Below are 18,703 nucleotides of genomic sequence, written 5' to 3'. Positions count from 1 at the left end.
CCCGTACTGGACGTACGGGGTGGGTCCGACAACGCCGCGAGCGCGCGTGCCAGACGCCGCGAGCCAGACCCCACTTTGCGGACACGCCCTAGGGGCGGACGGGGGTCGTAGCCCGGGCCCGAATCCCTTTCCCGGCGCGGGACTTGGGGCGTTCTCCCGTTCCTTCTTCTGTTCGTCATCCGGTGGTCACCCCGCCGCGCCCCGCGCTTGTCATCTGGCCGGGGTGGACTGGCCGCGGCGATGGACATCAACTTCCCTCCCGCTCTGCGGGAGTTCCTAGAGGTCTGGGTCGGCGCGAGCGTCGCGAGCGGTAACGCACGGGACGGATTCGACAGCAGCAGGCCCTACTACCGGTTGTCGGACGACATCGGGACGATGTCCGATGCGATGAAGTCGGCGATCCTGACCTCGGGGGACTCGCTACCGCCGGCGGTGGCCAAGGAGTTCGTCGCCGCGCTGCGGGTGTTCGTGGACGACGGCGGGCGGAACCACCTGGCGGACTTCGCCGCGGAGGTCCGGACGATCGGCGACCGGCAGGTGGACCGGTCGATCAAGCTCAGTGAGGCGAAGTACCAGATCCTTCTTGAGTTCATCCTGATGAATCTGGAACTCGCCCTGATCGCGGCGCTCGCCTTTTTCACCGGTGGTACGTCGCTGGCCGAGATCGCGGCGGTGCGATCACGTACCGCGCTGTCGATGCTGCTGATCCTCCAGCGGTTGGGGCACGCGGTGCCGACTCCGCTGTCGGCGTTGCTCGAAGCGATCCAGGAAGCGTTCGTCACGTTCGCGTCCCAGGTGATCTCGATGGTCTCGCCCGACGATCCGAGGCGCAGGCGCCGGGATTTCGACTGGGGCGACATCGGGCAGTCGGCGGTCGCGGGCGCGCTGGCGGGGGCCTTCGCCGGGATCTTCTCCGGCGCGGCGGCACCGTTCTTCCGCGACCTCTTCAAGAAGCACTCGCCGTGGAAGGACCTGTTCGAGCTTCCGGCCGCCTTTGTCAACGAAGGGCAGGCCGAGACGTTCGCGGAGGCGTTCACCAAGCTCATCTTCCAGGGCACGTTCTCCCTCAACCCCGCCACGTTCGTGAGCGCCGGAACCAGCGGACTTCTCACCGATGCCGCCTCTACGAGCATCGAGTACGGCGGGAAGTGGCTGAACCACAAGTTCTTCCAGAACCTCGACTTCGGGCAGGGCGTCAACCACCTGCCGCCGGGCGGCCGTGAGGGGAGCGGGGCCGGCGAGCACACGCCGCCTCCCCGGAGGGCCTTCGACACCGGTCCTGACGGGAACGCGTATCGGTACGATCCCCCGGCCGACTACGGGGTCGCGCCTGTGCCGCGCCCCTCCACGGCTTCGGCCGACGACGCGTACGTTGCGCCGTACGACCCCGGGGCCGCGTTCGTCTACAACTCGGGGCCCGAGGACTTCGCGTCGACCGTCGGCGGCGACAGTGACGGGTCGTCAGTTTTCAGTGACAGCAGCGATGTTGACGACGTCTCGTCCGTCTCGGACTACGGCCCGGACGTGTACGGGCAGCAAGGGCCGCCGATCGGGACGGGCCCTGGCTTTGTGGCGAAGCCGCCCTACCCGTACGACCTCCCCGTGCAGGCGGACGGCGAGATCGCCGACTCCGTCTTCTCCACGCTCACCCCGCAGCCGAGCACCCTGCCCGGGGACCTGGGCCCCGGCGCGCTGCCGGCCGTCCCGCCCCCGGTGGGGGCGTCCACACCCCTGCCCGCGTTCACTCCGGCCGGCGGGCCGGTCGTCTCCGGCCACCAGGACACCGAGAGGCTGTCCGCCGACGAGACCGTACGAGAAGGGTCGGGGGACGAGGACAGCCCGGCGTCGTTCGGTGAGGGCGCGGGCACCGGTGGCGGCGCACCGGCGGCGGCGCTCGCGCCCGCCGCCGCCACCGCACCCGGTGGCCAGCAGGCCCCCACCCCGCCGCCCCGGCCGCAGACCTCGTCCGTCGAGCCCGTCGTCTCCGAGGAAGTGCCCGCCGACGCCTCCGCCACCGACGGACCGCCCGGATCCGCCGAGGTGGCGCCGGTGTCCGCGCAGGACGACCACTCCGACCTCCGTACCCCGCCGTCCCCGGAGGAATCGGCGCGGCCGGCGGCATCGCCGCGGACCGGATCGGAGATCCCGCCGCCGTACCGGCCCGTTCCGACCGAGTCCCAGGACACCCACAGCCCGGAGGCCAGTACGGACCGGGGCGCCGATGCCCGCGACGACACCGACGCCCATGACGCCGGCAAGGGGAAGGGCCGGGCAGCGTTCCTGAGCGACCTGCCCGAGAGCCTGCCCGAGCGCCCGGACGCGGATGCCATCGCGGACGCCGTCGCCCATGCCCGGGACGAGCACGCCGACGCCCTGCGTACCTACGCCGAGGCGAACCGTGCCGCCGAGAGCATCAGACAGCTCCCGCCCGACGCGCCCAGCAGTTCCGACACCACCGTGCTCCAGACGGCCACGGAGCGGGAAGAGCAGGCGCGCGGGCAACTGGAGGATGCCGAGGCGCGGTTGATCCAACTGGGCGCCGACCCCTACGACCTGGGCCCCCGGCGCGGTTTCGGCAGCGCGGACCAGGTGCCCGTCGTCCGGCGCGACGAGGCCGCGCGCCACTGGATCGCCCAGCACGTGACGGCCGAGGACCTGCCCGACAACCCGCCCGCTCTCGACAACGCCGACACCGTCACGCCCGCCGAACTGGACGCCGCGGGCGTCACACCGGCTCACCTTCCACTGGACGCCGACCTGCTGACCCCTCTCGACCAGGTACGCCTGCTGATGGTGCGCTCCGCCTCCTGGCCCCTCGCGCTCGACACCGTCGCGGCCAACGCGTCGCGGCGGATCTGGCGGACGGCGTCCGCGGACTTCGAGGGTACGGATCCGGCCGGCGGCCCGGAGTCCGCGTCGGAGCCGGGGAGGGACACGCCCGCCGCCCGCGCCTGGGACACGGCCGTCGGCCTCGTGCTGCCCCTGGAGCTGCACCCCGTGCTCGCCGACTCCCGCTACGCCGGGGACGAGTACCGCGACGCGGTCCGGCAGGTCGCCGCCCACCTGGCGACGGAGGGCGCGGACCACCGTACGGCCGTACACGTCGCCGGACGCCTCCGGCACGGCCTCGGACTGCGCCCCCGGGGGCCGGGCGGCGCCCCCGCCACGCAGACCGGCGGTTCACCGACGTCCGCCGACCGCACCCCACGGCAGCCCGCCCCCGCCACTTCCTCCCGGGAAACACCGGCCACTTCCTCCCCGGAGACCCCGCCCCACCCGCTGCTGGTGGGCGTGTTCGGCTCCGCCATCGGGTCGAGCCGCCTCTACCCCGCCCTCCGCGCGGCCCTCGACCGCCTCGACCGGCTGCGGCAGGCCGATCCCGCGCTGCGGGACGGCCCGCTCGAACTCGACGTCCTGGCCCGCCGCGTGCTCCTCCTGGACCCCGCGGCCCCGGTGACCGGTGCGCACCACGGCGAGCTGTTCCGGGTGGCGATGGACGAGGCGGTCGAGTCGGCGGCGAGCCTGGCCGCCCTCGCGGCGTTCCACCTCCGGCTCCGGGGCGTCCTGTCGCCCACCCGCGCGGTGTCCGACCCCAGCGGCTTCCGGGGCCGTGACTGGACGGGCTCTCCGCGCAGGGACCTCGACCTGACGACCACCGGGAAGGTCTCCTACCGGCCCGACGGCCTGCTGGAGCGCGCTGACGTCCGTACGGCGCGCTGGTACGGCCCCGGCAGGCCGCAGCCGTACGTGGTGACGGCGGACGGCGCCCACGACCACGTCGTGGTACGCGGCTTCGACGGTGCGCCGCGCCGGGTGCCGATCGACGTGTTCGTCGAACTGCTGGCGCTCGACCCCGAGTTGGCCGCGCTTCCCTCGGACGTCCCCGTACTCCTGCTGATTCCCGGCGCGGGCGACCGGGGCCTGGAGCTGCCCCGCCGCACGGCGGACCGGCTCGGCCGGCGCCTCTGGTCGGCCAACGGCCTGGTGAAACTGAGCCCTCGGCGGGACCCGGCGCTGCCCCGCGGCATCTCCCTGCTGGCCGGTCCCGGTCTGCGGCGTGCCGACTGGATCCCCAGCGACCCCGGTCAGGTGCCCGCCCCCGGCACGCACGAGAACGCCCCCTCCTGGGAGCGCCGCATGGTGAGCCATACCCTCGTGTCCGACAACGGGACGATCGGCAGAGGCGTGTTCGACGACGCCGAGGCCCCGGCCGTCCTGGAGCACCTCAGCCACGCGACGGAGGCGACGGAGCACTGGCACAGGAACCCGGCGACCGAGGTCTGGACCCGAGACGACGAGCCCCTGCCGTTCGCCGGGAAGCCGGTGTACGTCTTCGCCGCCCACGGCAGGACGGGCGAGACCCATGTGCCGCTGGACGGAAAGACGGTCAAGATCGCCCGGGAACGGGAGACCGGGGGCATGCTCAAGCGGCGCCCGAGCCTCGCCCGGCTGCCGCAGGAGTACGGCATCCTGATGGAGGAGTGCTGGACGGCGGCGGGCGAAGGGCTCACGGCCGCACGCGGCGCCGCCCCCGACGCCTTCGTCCCCGACCCGCTCGAGACCATCGGCAAGGCGCAGCACGCCGCCAACGAGACCGGGCGCACGGTGTACGGCGCCACCCGGGGCGTCGGTCTCCAGTTCCTCCCCGGGCGGGGTTACGTCCACGTCTCGTTGACCGACGCCCGGGGGCGGCGCGGCAGGTGGGTGGAGCACCGGCCCGAGCCCGCCGGGGACGCGCTCGACGACCGCGCCCGGGCGGCCGGCCTGCACCACGGACCCGGGCCGGCCACGGACGCGGTCCGGCACCGGACGCTGCGGCTGGTCCGTGCCCTGCGCCTGACGTTCGGGCCGGCCGTCGAGGACGAGAGCGGGTACGGGGATCTGCTCGGCGGCATCGGGGCGCTGGAGGCCCTGCGCGCCGCCGATCCGGTGCTCGGCGGCTTCGGGCCGTTCTCCCTCGACCTGTTCGAGCGGGCCGCCCGCGCGATCCGGGCGCGGCGGCCCGGCGGGGCGGACGGTGACCTGGGGCCCGACGACTTCCGGCAGGTGCTGGCCGAGGCCGCCGGGGCCGTGCACAGGCAACCGGGCCTCGCCCTGGGGGACTTCGCCCACCTGCCGCACGTCACCGCCGCGGCCCGGCGGCTGGGCGGCCTCGCGGACCCGGACGCCGAGGCCGTCAGGATCCTGGGCCTGTCCGGCGGTCCGGCGGCGGTCGGAGAGCCCGAGCGGGCCCGGCTGTTCTGGGCGGCGGTGAAGGCCCTGGAATGGGAGAGCCGGACGCCCGACGCGGACGTACTCACCGGCAAGGTCCTCCATCTGGACCGCCCGGACCCGGCTCGGCGTGACGAACTGCTCCTGCTGGTCGCCCGGGCGGCGGCGGCAGGACGTGACCCGTACAACCCGACGGAGCTGGCCGCCTTCCATCTCGAAGTGCTCGGAGCCTTCGCCCCGGAGACCCGGCTGGTCGATCCGAAGGGCGTGCCGACGGGGCGGAACTGGGCCAAGCCGGCGCCGAACGCCGATGCGGCCCCGAACGCCGTCGGGGTGACCAACGCCAAGGTGGTGACGGACCGCGCCGTCGTCGCCGCCCCGGCGCAGGACGGCGGCTACCGCCCCGTCAGCACGGAGGCCTCGCCCTGGACCGCGCCCGGCCGGCCCGCGCCGTACCTGGTGTGGGCGGGTGGCACGGCGGGCGGCCTGACCCTGACCCTGCCCGGCGGGTTCAGCCGCCCGGTGCCGTACGACGAGGTCGCCGAGCTGTTGTCGCGCGACCCGGTCCTGTCCGGCCGCCGCCTGGACGTGGAGGTGGTGCTGGCCGCCTCGAAGGTCGCCCCGGAGGTCCCCGCTGCTCCCGCGGCCCCAACTGGACCCGCATCGGCGGCCACTGCCGCCCCGGACCCCGACCCGCGCGCCGTGGTCAGCGCGGCGACCGGCCGGGGGGTGTGGGCGTCCCGGGGCGGCGCGAGTCTGGTGGAGGCCCGGCCGAATCTGTACGTACCCTCCCTGCTCCCCCTCGTACCGGGAAGCCCGGCGGCCGGCGACTGGGCGGCCGTCCGGCCGCGCGACCTGCTCCCGGGAGGTGCCCCCGCGCCTCTCGGCGATACGGGCGTCGTCTTCGCGACTCCTGACCCGGCGTCGGACCCGGTGTCGGAGCCGACCTCGGACCCGGCCTCGGGCTCCGACCCCGCTTCGGACCTGATCCGGACCGAGGAGCCCAACCCCGAGCCCGAGCCCAACCCCGAGCCCGCCCCCGACCCCGACGACCCCACACGCCCGCCCGTCGTCGACCGCGCCCTCCCCCCGCCCTCGAAGACCCCCGCCACCCCCGTCACCTTCGCCGACGGCAGGCGCATGCCCGCCTACGTCGACCACCTCAGGTCCCTGCTGCCCGGCGACCTCACCAAGAACGAGGTGGACGAACTCCTCGCCAACCCCGGCACGTTCGGCCAGGGCACCGTCGCCGTGCGCGGTATCGACGCGATCATGCGGGCGATCGCGGACGAGCTGAACAGCCGCCCGGACGCGCGGCCGCCCGACGGCGACACCCAACTCCTGTCCGACATCAGGCAGACGCTCCGCGAGAAGCCGAAGACGCTGGGCACGGAGAGCGGCCGCCCCTTCCCGTACGTCAACGCGAAGGGAAAGGTCCGCGTCTTCCACCTCAAGGCGCGCCACTACGGCCGCTGGACGCCGTTCGAGGACGGCTTCGGGCACGCCTCGAAGATCGACAGCATGCACCGCGGCGCCGCGACCTTCGGCCTGACCAAGAACATGCAGGCCAACTACAACTACGGCCTCGGCGCTCCCCTCGGCCCGCTGAGCACCGCCGCGTTCAGCGGCTTCGGGCGCCTCGCCTTCCGGTTCGGGTTCGTCAACAAGGTCGGATACACGCTGACGAACGCGCGGATGAACCAGATGGAGACCCGTACCCTCGACGACTCCCGGTCGTATCTGGACGACGCCTACCTGGAGGCGCGCGTCACCGGCGCCGTGCTCGACCCCGACGCCGACCGGGCCACGCTCGAACGTTTCGGCTTCGCCGTCCGCAACGGGCTGCTGGTGCGCCTGCCCGACAGCGTGCTCAAGACCGCCAGGCCGGGCCGGATCCCGGCGTCGATCACCCTGGACCGCAACTCCCAGTACCGCCTCGTCCGGATCGAGGGGTTCGGCCCCGTGGCGGCGATCCGCGACTGGGCGGCCGCGCGCGTCGGAGCGCTGCCGGGCAGTACCGCCTACGCCGAGCTGGACACGTTCTTCTCCGGGGACAGCTTCCAGCGGCACGGCGGCATGATGGCGCGCGGCCGGGTCACCACCCCGCCCCTCTTCGCCGACGACGACAGGAAGTCGCCCCTCGGCGTCTTCGTGGTGGAGGAGCTGATCCCCCGCGCCGCCGTGCTCGTCGGCGAGACCGACAAGGCCGAGATGCGGGACATCAACACGTCGACGGTCCGCAGCGAGCGGAGCCGCGCGCAGGGCAGGAACGTGCTGCTCCAGGCCGCGGCCGGGCCCGCGTTCAACTTCCGCGACATGCTTCCGGTGCCGTTCGACCTGCGGCTCCTGTTCGGCCCGAGCGCCCAGTACGGGCATTCCCGGACCTTCACCGCCGGACTCGGCGGCGCCGGGACCCTCAAGTCGGCCGGCCAGGTCAAGGGCCCCAGGACCGCCCTCTATCTGGTCGTGAAGTCGGTCCGGGTACGGCGGGCGGGGGACACCGGCCCGCCGGCGCGGTTCCTCACCTGGAGCCTGGACCGGATGACCAGCGCCGAGGCGCGCCGGCTGGCCGGCTGGGACGACGGGACGGCGCTGGTCCTGCGCCACGGCTCCACGCCGTTCGTCCCGGCGTACCTGGCCGAGAACAGGCCGCGGACCCTGGGCATGCACCGGGTCAAGGAGTTCACCTTCGACGACGGCCTGCGGACCCGGGTCGACGCGGACGACGTGGGCCGTACGCTGCTCGACGCGTTCGCCGACAGCGTCGTGAACGCCGTCGCCGCCCGGCGCCGGGGACTGGTGGCGCCGCTCGACCACCTCCTGCCGCCCGGCCTGCCGAAGAGCTGGCGCGCCCGCTTCGACGACCTGCTGAGGCGCCGCCCCGACGAGGTGCTGGACGCGGCCAGGACCCTGCCCGCACCGCCCCAGTGGTCCAGCCGGGCGAAGTACCACACAGCGCTCCAGAACACCCTCCAGATCCTCGGAGTGATCTCCGCACAGAACGTCACCGCCAACCTGGAGGCCCTGAGCACCGTCGGCCTGCGGATCAGGCTCACCGACCCGGACCTGATCGGGCAGACCTCCTACGACCTGTGGGTGCACGGGACGCTGACGGGGCGGCGGTACGAGGGCAAGGACATCAACGAGGGCATGCGTTTCAGCGCCCAGGGCATCGACCGGCTGGACGGCCAGACGAGTGCGAAGCACGGCACGGAACTGGGCTTCGAAGGTACGTTCTCGGGCCGCGACCACAGCGTCGACAGCGCGGACCTGCCGAAGAACACGCTCGGGGTCACGCTGGGCATGCGCAAGGGGTGGCAGGGGGACGCCGAGACCTCCTTCGGCTCGACCGTCACCAACGAGCCGATGTCGGTGAGCAACGAACCCACCCACCTGTACCGCTACGACCTCGCGCTCACCGCCGCGATGGGCGGCCACTGGCGGCCCCGCGGCCTGATCCGCGGTCTGGGCCTGGGGCTGCCGGGACTGCTCGTCCTGGACGAGCCGCGCAACGTGCTCTTCGGCCGGACCCTGGTGGGGGACCGGTTCCGGCTGCACGGCGGCGGGGCGGTCACCGGGCAGGTGCTGATCGGCGTACCCGTCCAGCACACCCCCGCCGCCGACCCGCACGCGGACGGGGCGCTCAACCTGTACAAGGCCGTCGAGCCCGCCCCCGTACCCCTGACGACGGAACGCGCGCTCGCGCTGGCGAAGGGCGACCTCGCGCCGCCCGGGGACGGCGGCGGGCCGCACACGGCGCGGGGATCGGACTGGTTCCACGCGTTCCAGCAGCACCCGTTCGTGATCGTCAGCGTGGTGCTGTCCCCCCTCCTGACCGCGGAGGTGGACCGGGTCCTGGAGGCGGCGTCGGGAGGCGCCTGGCAGCTGGTGAAGGAGGGCGCGCCGACCCGGGAGGCGATCGTCCGCACCTTCACCCCCCAGTACATGGCGGCCGGCTTCGACCAGAGCTCCGGGCCCCTGGGGATGCCGGGCACCGGCCTGCTGGGCAAGGGCCCCTTCGGCGAGCTGTGGGGGACGTTCCGTTACGCGACCTCGGTGGGCGGCATGACCGCCCTCACCCCCTCGATGGCCATGGACACCGAGATGATCCTCGGCGGCACCCGGCAGGCCGCGGGCAAGATCAGCAGGAGTACGACCCTGGTCTTCGGCGGCCAGGTGATCTTCTCCCACGGCCAGGCCCCCGGGCACGGCCTCATGAGCGCGTACGGAGTGGCCGCCAACCCCCTGTCGCGGTCGGCCGCGCGGAGCCTCAACGTCGTACGGACCGTCGTCGCGGACATGAACCGCAAGGGCTTCACCCACCAGGTGCTGGTCGCCGGGGACGTCCACCACCTGTTCGCGCTGACGGCGAGCCGGGTCGGGATGGGCTCGGTCGGTCGGGCGGCGGCGGGCAGTTCCCTCGTGCCGCGGTCCGTCGCCGGAGCGGCGGGGACGGCCCTCACGACGCCGGGCGGCCTGCTGGGGCACCTGCCGGAGAAGAGCGCGCACCGGCTGGGGCTGCTCGACGACGGCCTGGGCGACGTCCCCCGGTACACGGAACGGCTGTGGTCCGCCCAACCCTGGCTGCACGGCGCCGGATTCGGCACGTACGCGGTGAACACGCTCGACCCGACCGAGGTGTTGCGCGCGTTCGAGCGGCGGATCGCGCGACTGGGCCTGGACGACGCGAGCCGGGAGCGGATCCGGCAGCTGGTGACGGCCCGTGCCACCCGGGCCCTGAAGGGCGAGATGACGTCCACCGGCCCCTCCACGATGGTCACCGTCGGCGGGTGGGGCTGGGGCCGGGTGCGGATCGGCGACCGGTGGGTCAGGGCGCGGGTCGAACTGATCCCCGGCACACCGGTGTTCGAGGGGCTGGACCACAGCGCGGAGCTGGAGGAGAACCGGCGGGCCATCGAGACCGTCCAGAAGAACTCGGAGATCTCGTCCGGGCCGGACGTCGGGATCCTGACCACCCAGATGCTGCACACCGGCGACACCCACGTCCCGGCCGCCGGCGTCACGTACACCGAAAGCGGCTCCCACCGGAAGACGGTGGCGTCGGGTCACTCGACCACCACCGTCACGATCTACCGGGCCGCGTCCACCGAACCGCACGCGGAGATCGTCACCCCGTACCGGATGCGCATCACCCTGGAGGCCGATGACACCCCCAACACGGGCGCGCCTGCGGGCCGTTCACCGGAGTCCGGGGACGGGCGGGACACGACGGTCACGGCCTTCGACCGTTTCCGGGGCAGGGACCGGATCGTCGAGGAGGCCGGCATCGGCGGCCTGCGCGAGCACATACCGCTGAGTCTGATGGAGCCGTCACCGTCCGGCGGCGGTCCGTCGCCCGCAGGACCGCGCCTGCCGGCCCCCGACCCGCGGGCCGTTCTCGCCCGGGGCAGGGCCCCCAGGCCGGTGCCCGTACCGGCGGTGCCGAAGAAGTTGATGGTCCGTTACGGGGACGGTGTGGAGCGGGCGTTCACCTTCCCGGAGAACGGCTTCCACCCGCGCGGGATCATTGGCCTGGAGAACATCCGCGTCGCGAACGACCTCCTCCTCACCCGCGCCTACGACGCCGGCTTCTCCCTCCGCGCCCTGGAGGGCGACGACGGCCCCTCCGCCGCCACCCTGACCGCCCTCCTCCGCACGACCAGGCGGACCGGCCTGACCCGGGTCGGCACCGGCTCCGCCCAGGCGCTGGAGGACGGCACCAGCACCATGGCGGTCACCTCGTTCTACCCGCGCACCCTGGAGCCCGAGGCCTACCAACTGGCCGGGCTGAGCGAGAAGTCGTTCCTCGGGACCGACACCGGGCAGCTCTCGCTGCGCTCGACCCCCGACTTCTCCCGCGCACTGCTGCTGACGGTCGCCGACGGCAAGAAGCTGGAAGTGCTCAGGCGGTACGGGGAGATCGCGGGCACCTCCTCCGCCGACGAGCACACCCAGTCGGGCGTCCTCGGCGGCGCGTTCCTGTACGACTCCCCGAACGGCGTGGGCCTCAACCAGGTGGGACTTGCCCTCCCCGGCCCCAACGACCTGGACGGCAGCGGGATGCCGGTCGGCGACGACCACCTGACGTCGCGCAACCTCAAGCCGAAGACCGGCCGTTCGTTCCTGTTCGCCGTCCCGGGCTCCTGGCTGAGTGTCGGTGACGTCCACCGCAACATCGTGGACTCGCGGGTCGCGAACCGGATCCGGGGCGGGACCGTCAGCCAGGCACGGTCGGGTCCGCGGGCGATGACGTCCGAGGCGTACGTCGTCGCCTGGATACGGGAGGACGTCGCCCGCGAACTGATGCTGATCACCGACACGAACTTCCCCGAGCGGGTCGGCAAGGCGTGGGACGCGGTCGGCAGCGCGAGCAAGGGATGGGTCGACGGGGACAAGGCGTACTGGAAGAAGCGGCGCGGCGCCGCCGGTCTGCGCGAGGCCCTCGACGCCGCGCAGGGCGCCCTGGACACGGCCGTGGAGGCCGCCCGGGTGGCGGGCCTTCCGCTCGGCCCCGCCCGTACCGCCCTCGACGCGGCGGACACCGCGCTGCGAGAGGCCCGGGACGCCGCCGCCCGGGACCACGACAGCGCGCGGGACGCCGTCGCCGCCGCCCGGGCCGAGCTGGACAACCATGCCCGGTACGAGGCCGACGCCGAGCCGGACCACGACGGCTGGGCCCGGCTCCTGCGGGACGAACACGAGGCCGCCCGGGGCCGGTTGGCGGCCGCCGTGACGGCCGCCGCCGCACTGCGCGAGGCGGCCGGTGTCCGGCTCGAAGCCGCGCGTACGGGACGGACGGAGGCGGCCGACCGGCTCGCCGCGCTCCAACGGCCCGCGGACGAGGCCGCCCTGGCGCTCACGGCCGCCACCGCCCGCCGGGACACGGAACGGGACGCCTTCGAGGCGGCCGCCGCCGAGCTGCGCGGGCTCAGGGAGGCGGCGGAACGGGCGGCTGCGGAGTACCACCGGGTACGGGCGGCGGTCGACCAGCTCACCCGCTGGCACCGGCTGGCGGCCACCGAGGAGGGCGTACGGCAGCTCGACGGCCTGGAGGAGCCGCCGCCGGTGACGTACCAGGCCCCGCCCAAGCCGGCCCGGCCCGCGCCCGTGGACCGTCCTCGCTACACGCGGACCGGCACCGGCCCCGGCACCGTACTCACCTCGCCCGAGCAGGAGACGTACACGCTCCATGACGGGCCCAGGGACGGCGAGTCGTTCTTCCGCGCGCTCGCCGAGGGCCTGGAGCGGGCCGATCCGGAGCTGCTGACGTCCGTCGGCATCGACCTCGCCGACACGAACGCGATGCCCCTGCTGCGGCGGCGGCTGGCCGCCCGGCTGACCGATCCGGCGGACGCGGATCTGCTGGCCTTTGTCGCGCCCGACGACACCGACGTCTTCAGCGACGGCGAGATCGGCGGCGCGGGGCTCGACCTGGGGGCGGACACCCCGGCCCGCCGTGAGTTCGACGCACTGGGCGGGCTCATGCCGTACGCCGCCGACCTGAGCCCGGAGGTGCGGGCGGGCCTCGCGGAGGCGCAACTCCTGCGGAAGGGCGACGCCGACGACGGGACCGGCTGGAACCACTCCGCCGCGGACCTGCTGCCGACGCTGGCGGCGCGGACGTTCGGGGTACGGATCACGGTGGTCGGCGAGGACGGCGGCTTCCAGCACTTCACACCGGGGGGCCGGGCGGGCACGGGGAACCTCCGGGGTTTGGTGGCGGACGCCGACCGTGATCTCCCGCAGGTGGTGCTGAGCCTTGCGGACCTCCACTATCAACTGGCCGTGCCGGCGGGGGAGTCGACGCGATCGGGCACGACGACGCCACCGGTGCCGCCGCCGACGGATCCGGCGTTGTCGACCGGTGACACGACGGCGTCGACCATCGCCCCTGGCCTGTCGGTCGACCCCACCCTGACACCGCCTCCGGCCACCCTGCCCCCCGTGCCGCCGCCTGCCCTGCCTCTGCCTCCCGTGCCGCCGGTCACGGACACCGCCGAGGTCGCGGTCACCCCGCCCCCGCCTCCGCCCGCCTTCGCACCCCCGGCCCAGCCCCCCGCCCCGCCCCCCGCCGCCGACCCCGGCGCCACCGCACGGGGCCGGGCCGTACGGGTGCCCCGCAACGGCGAGTGCCTGCTCTACGCGTTCATGGCCAGCGACCCCGAGCGGCTGCGCGAGCGCCTCGGCCTCGCCTCCGTCGACCGGGCCGCGCACGACTGGCTCGGGAATCCGGACGCGGTCCACCGGGACCTGCGCAGCCACGCCACCACCTGGCGCCCCCGCGGCCCGTGGAACGCCGTCATCGAGGCCGTGCGGGGCGTCGTGGCGGAGTACGTGGGCCGCAGCGACGGGGTCCTCCATCCGCAGATCGCGGGCCAGTTCCGCAGGACGGTCACCGATGCCTTCGCCCACCGGGTGGCGCGGATGGACCGGGCCGAGCTGCTCGCCCACCTCGCCCACCACGGTGTCGAACACGTCTCCCTCCCGGAGGCGTTCGACCCCGACGAGCTGCTGCGCCTCTACGTCGACACCCGCCTGGCGTCGGAACCCGCGCCCGAGGGCCTGTCCGCCGACGACGCCCGAGCCGAGGAGGCACGGGCGGGCAGCCTGGCGCCGAGGCGGATGTTCGCCCATGTGGAGGAGCAGGGCCGGCTTCCAGGGCTGGACTCCCTGACGGACGGACAACTGCGCCGCCTGCTCGGCGCGGTGTATCCGCTGAGCCACGCGCCCCTGGACAGCGAGGAGTTGGCCCGGCTCCTGGACGCGGTGGAGAACTGGGAGAGCCGCTGGGAGACGGCGGCGGGGGAGATCTTCCTGCCGCTCCTGGCCCACGTGTTCGACGTACAGGTCGACGTGGTACGGCCATTGGGGTCGGGGTACCGGCGGCTGAGCGGTGTCGCGGGGCCCGACAGCGCCGTACGGCACATAGAGGTCTACTACAACGGCTCCAACCACTACGAGGGCAGCGACGCGGCACCGGAGGTCGACGCACCGGCGGACCTCGCCCCGCTGGACCCGAGCGAGCCGGTCACCCCCGACGAACTCGTCCGGGCCGGGATCGAGTTGACCGGCGCGCGGCAGATCCACGCGGCCCTGCTCGGCGGCGCCGCGCCGCTGTCGGTCGCCGACGCCTGCCTCAGCAGCGCCGAGCAGGCGTTGCTGATCCGGCAGCGGGCGGCCGACCGGGCCCACCGGACCGACGCCACCCGGGCCGCTCTCGACCTCGGCCCGGGCGCGTTCGCCCGCCTGCTCGTCGCCGCACTGGACCGGGATGTCCCCCACCTGCTCGGCGCAGGACCCGGATCGGCCACCCCCGAGGCGCTGGCGGCGTGGCTGGACAGCCGGCTGGCCGGGGACGGTCCGGACGCGGAGGACCGGATTCCCGGTACGGAGCCGCTGCTCTCACCGTACGAGATGGTCTCCACGGCTCAACTGACGTCCCTCCACATCCCGTTGGCGCTCGACACGTACGCGGAGGCGTCCCTCCAGGGCGACCGGATCTCCGTGCGCGCCGCCGGTCTGACACGGACGCAGCAGTTCCGGCTGCTCCTCGCCCGCCTGGAGGCCGACGCGGCGAACGCCGCCTTCGCCGAGGCGCTGGCCGCCCTCACGGCGTACGAACTGGGCGTCCGGCTCGCACTGTCGGACGCGGCCGGGGGCCGCCTCCTCCTCGGGCCGCCCGGCGGGCCCGTCGTATCGCTGGACACCACCCGGCACCCCGGCACAGCCGGACGGAAGTGAAGGACTCGCATGACAGAGATCGCCGACGGGTTCGACCCGGAGATCCCCGAGCCGCCGGTGGAGATCATCGGGGCCGCCCGGCACCTGCCCGGCCAGTGGCTCGGCCTCAACCCCAATCGGGTCTCGTGATAGCGTCTAACTAAACCTTGAGACTGTAGAAGCGCGGGTGCGGAAGGGCGGCAGGCCATGGCAGAGGCGGGCACCACGACCCCCCGCGAGCGCTACCGCACCCAGGTGCGCGCGGAGGTCAAGGAACACGCGTGGGAGCAGATCGCCACGGCCGGGGCGTCCGCGCTCTCCCTCAACGCGATCGCCAAGCGGATGGGCATGAGCGGACCCGCGCTCTACCGGTACTTCGCCAGCCGCGACGACCTGATCACCGAACTCATCCGGGACGCGTACCGAAGCCTCGCCGACAGCTTCCGTACGGCCGCCACGTCCGGCGCCGACCTGCCCGCGCTGGCGCACGTCCTGCGCGACTGGGCCCTGGCGGACCCCCACCGGTACTTCCTGATCTACGGCACCCCCGTCCCCGGCTACCACGCGCCCGACGACATCACCGCCATCGCGTCCGAGATCATGACGACCGTCCTCGACGCGTTCGCCGCTCCGCCGCCGGACAGCCCCGCGACGCCGTTCGAGACGCACCTCGAAGACCACCGGCGGTGGGCGCGCGACCACCCCGCCCCCGCCGTGACCCTCCACCGGGCCCTGGTCTTCTGGACCCGGCTGCACGGCGTCCTGTCCCTCGAACTCGCGGGCCACTTCACCGGCATGGGATTCGACAGCGGCCTGCTCTTCACCGCCGAGCTGGACGACCTGCTGGCACCCTGACCGGCCCCGCCGGACCCCGCCGCCCCCTGACGACCGCCCCCGCCGGCCGCCCCTCCGCCGGCCGCCTCCCCGTCAGCCGCCGACGTACGCCGCGAGGTGCTCGCCCGTCAGGGTCGTACGGTCCGCGACCAGGTCCGCGGGAGTGCCCTCGAAGACGATCCGCCCACCGTCGTGACCCGCCCCCGGGCCCAGGTCGATGATCCAGTCCGCGTGCGCCATCACCGCCTGGTGGTGCTCGATGACGATGACCGACTTCCCCGAGTCCACGAGCCGGTCCAGCAGCCCGAGCAACTGCTCGACGTCGGCCAGGTGCAGGCCGGTGGTCGGCTCGTCGAGGACGTACACCCCGCCCTTCTCCGCCATGTGGGTCGCCAGCTTGAGCCGCTGCCGCTCCCCGCCGGACAGCGTGGTGAGCGGCTGTCCGAGGCTGAGGTAGCCGAGCCCGACGTCGGCCAGCCGGCCGAGAACGGTGTGCGCGGCGGGCGTCCGCGCCTCGCCCGCGCCGAAGAACTCCTCCGCCTCCTTCACCGACATCGCGAGCACCTCGCTGATGTCACGGCCGCCGAGGTGGTAGTCCAGCACCGACGCCTGGAACCGCTTCCCCTCGCACTCCTCGCAGGGTGACGCGACACCGGCCATCATCGCCAGGTCGGTGTAGACGACCCCGGCGCCGTTGCACGTCGGGCACGCGCCCTCGGAGTTGGCGCTGAACAGCGCCGGCTTCACCCCGTTGGCCTTGGCGAACGCCTTGCGGATCGGGTCGAGCAGACCCGTGTACGTGGCCGGATTGCTGCGCCGCGAGCCGCGGATCGCGCTCTGGTCGATCGCCACCACGCCGTCCCGCCCGGACACCGAGCCGTGGATCAGCGAGCTCTTGCCGGAACCGGCGACACCCGTCACGACCGCGAGCACCCCGAGCGGAATGTCGACATCGACGTCCCGCAGGTTGTGCGCCGACGCGCCCCGGATCTCCAGCGCCCCGGTGGGCTTCCGTACCGTCTCCTTGACGGCGGCCCGGTCGTCGAAATGGCGCCCGGTCAGGGTGCCGCCGGTCCGCAACCCCTCGACGGAGCCCTCGAAACAGACGGTGCCCCCCGCCGTACCGGCTCCGGGACCGAGGTCGACCACATGGTCGGCGATGGCTATCGTCTCAGGCTTGTGCTCCACGACGAGCACCGTGTTGCCCTTGTCCCGCAGCCGCAGGAGGAGGTCGTTCATCCGCTGGATGTCATGGGGGTGCAGGCCGGCGGTCGGCTCGTCGAAGACGTACGTGGTGTCGGTCAGCGAGGACCCGAGGTGCCGGATCATCTTGACGCGCTGCGCCTCGCCGCCCGACAGGGTGCCCGACGACCGGTCGAGCGAGAGGTAGCCGAGACCGATCTCCACGAACGAGTCGAGGGTCTGCCGCAGGGTGGTGAGCAGCGGCGCCACCGACGGCTCCGCCAGGTCGCCGACCCACGCGGCCAGGTCGCTGATCTGCATCCCGCACGCGTCGGCGATGCTGATCCCCCCGATCTTCGAGGAGCGGGGCCCCTCGCCGAGCCGCGTACCGTCGCACTCCGGGCAGGTGGTGAACGTGACCGCCCGCTCCACGAACGCGCGGATGTGCGGCTGGAGCGCTTCCTTGTCCTTCGAGAGCATCGACTTCTGGATCTTGGGGATCAGCCCCTCGTAGGTGAGGTTCACGCCCTCGACCTTCACCTTGGTCGGCTCCCGGTGGAGGAAGTCCCGCATCTCCTGCTCGGTGAACTCGCGGATCGGCTTGTGCGGGTCGAGGAGGCCCGACTCGGCGTAGACCCGCACGGTCCAGAAGCTGTCGGACTTCCAGCCGGGGATGGTGAACGCCCCCTCCGCGAGCGACTTGGAGTCGTCGTAGAGCTGGGTGAGGTCGATGTCGGAAACCGCGCCCCGGCCCTCGCAGCGGGTGCACATGCCGCCGGTGCGGTTGAAGGTCGCCTTCACCGTCCTCTTGTCCCCGCGCTCGACGGTGATGGCACCGCTCGCCCGGACGGAGGGCACGTTGAAGGCGTACGCGCCGGGCGGCCCGATGTGCGGCTGCCCGAGGCGGCTGAAGAGGATGCGCAGCATCGCGTTGGCGTCGGTGGCGGTGCCGACCGTGGAGCGGGGGTCGGAGCCCATCCGCTGCTGGTCCACGATGATCGCGGTGGTCAGCCCTTCGAGGACGTCCACCTCGGGGCGCGCCAGCGTCGGCATGAAGCCCTGGACGAAGGCGCTGTACGTCTCGTTGATCAGGCGCTGCGACTCGGCGGCGATCGTGTGGAACACGAGCGAGCTCTTGCCCGATCCCGAGACCCCGGTGAACACGGTCAGGCGCCGCTTCGGGATCTCGATGCTGACGTCCTGGAGGTTGTTCACCCGCGCTCCGTGCACGCGGATCAGCTCGTGGCTGTCGGCGACGTGGGGCGCGGAGGACTGCGCGTCCGCCCTGGGGGCCCTGCTCATCGTGTCTCCATCTGTCTTTCCTCGTCGAACGGTCCAGGACCGCTCAGCGGACCTCGTTGATCCGGATCAGGTTGCCCGCGGGATCACGGAAGGCGCAGTCCCGTACACCGTAGGGCTGGTCGGTCGGCTCCTGGACGACCTCGGCGCCGGCGGCCTGGAGCTGGGCGAAGGTGGAGTCGACGTCGGCGGTGGCCAGAATGATACGTACATACGTTCCCTTGGCCATCATCTCGACGATGGTACGGCGCTCGTCGTCGGTGGTGCCGGGGTCGCCGGCCGGCGGCTCCAGGACGATGGACGTGCCGGGCTGGCCGGCGGGTCCGACGGTGATCCAGCGCATCCCGCCGTATCCGACGTCGTTGCGCACCTCGAAGCCGAGGGTGTCGCGGTAGAAGGCCAGGGACTCGTCGGCGTCGACGTGCGGGAGGAACGTGGTGTGAATCGTGAGGTCCAT

General features: G+C 73.4%; 4 protein-coding genes. 2 read left to right on the top strand and 2 right to left on the bottom strand.

Going from position 1 to position 18,703, the window contains the following annotated elements; genetic code table 11:
- Positions 1-240 precede the first annotated feature (240 nt).
- A complete protein-coding gene (locus tag ACIODU_RS31395) occupies positions 241-14,952 on the top strand; it encodes a lonely Cys domain-containing protein (protein WP_401772070.1) in 14,712 nt (4,903 codons plus the stop codon).
- A gap of 186 nt (positions 14,953-15,138) precedes the next feature.
- Positions 15,139-15,786, top strand: coding sequence for a TetR/AcrR family transcriptional regulator (locus tag ACIODU_RS31390; protein ID WP_401772067.1), 648 nt, complete (start codon positions 15,139-15,141; stop codon positions 15,784-15,786).
- A gap of 72 nt (positions 15,787-15,858) precedes the next feature.
- Here the strand turns inward: ACIODU_RS31390 and ACIODU_RS31385 are convergent, their stop codons facing one another.
- Together ACIODU_RS31385 and ACIODU_RS31380 are read right to left on the bottom strand one after the other, a co-directional pair.
- Positions 15,859-18,249, bottom strand: coding sequence for an ATP-binding cassette domain-containing protein (locus ACIODU_RS31385; RefSeq protein ID WP_401772065.1), 2,391 nt, complete (start codon positions 18,247-18,249; stop codon positions 15,859-15,861).
- 43 nt (positions 18,250-18,292) lie between these two features.
- Positions 18,293-18,703: a VOC family protein gene (locus ACIODU_RS31380; protein WP_356425287.1), complete on the bottom strand. Its 411-nt coding sequence runs from the start codon at positions 18,701-18,703 to the stop codon at positions 18,293-18,295.

Origin of the sequence: Streptomyces sp. NPDC088261 (assembly GCF_044740805.1) — a bacterium.
GTDB lineage: Bacteria > Actinomycetota > Actinomycetes > Streptomycetales > Streptomycetaceae > Streptomyces.
Note: the sequence above shows the minus strand (reverse complement) of the source record. Positions and strands in the feature narration are given on the sequence as shown.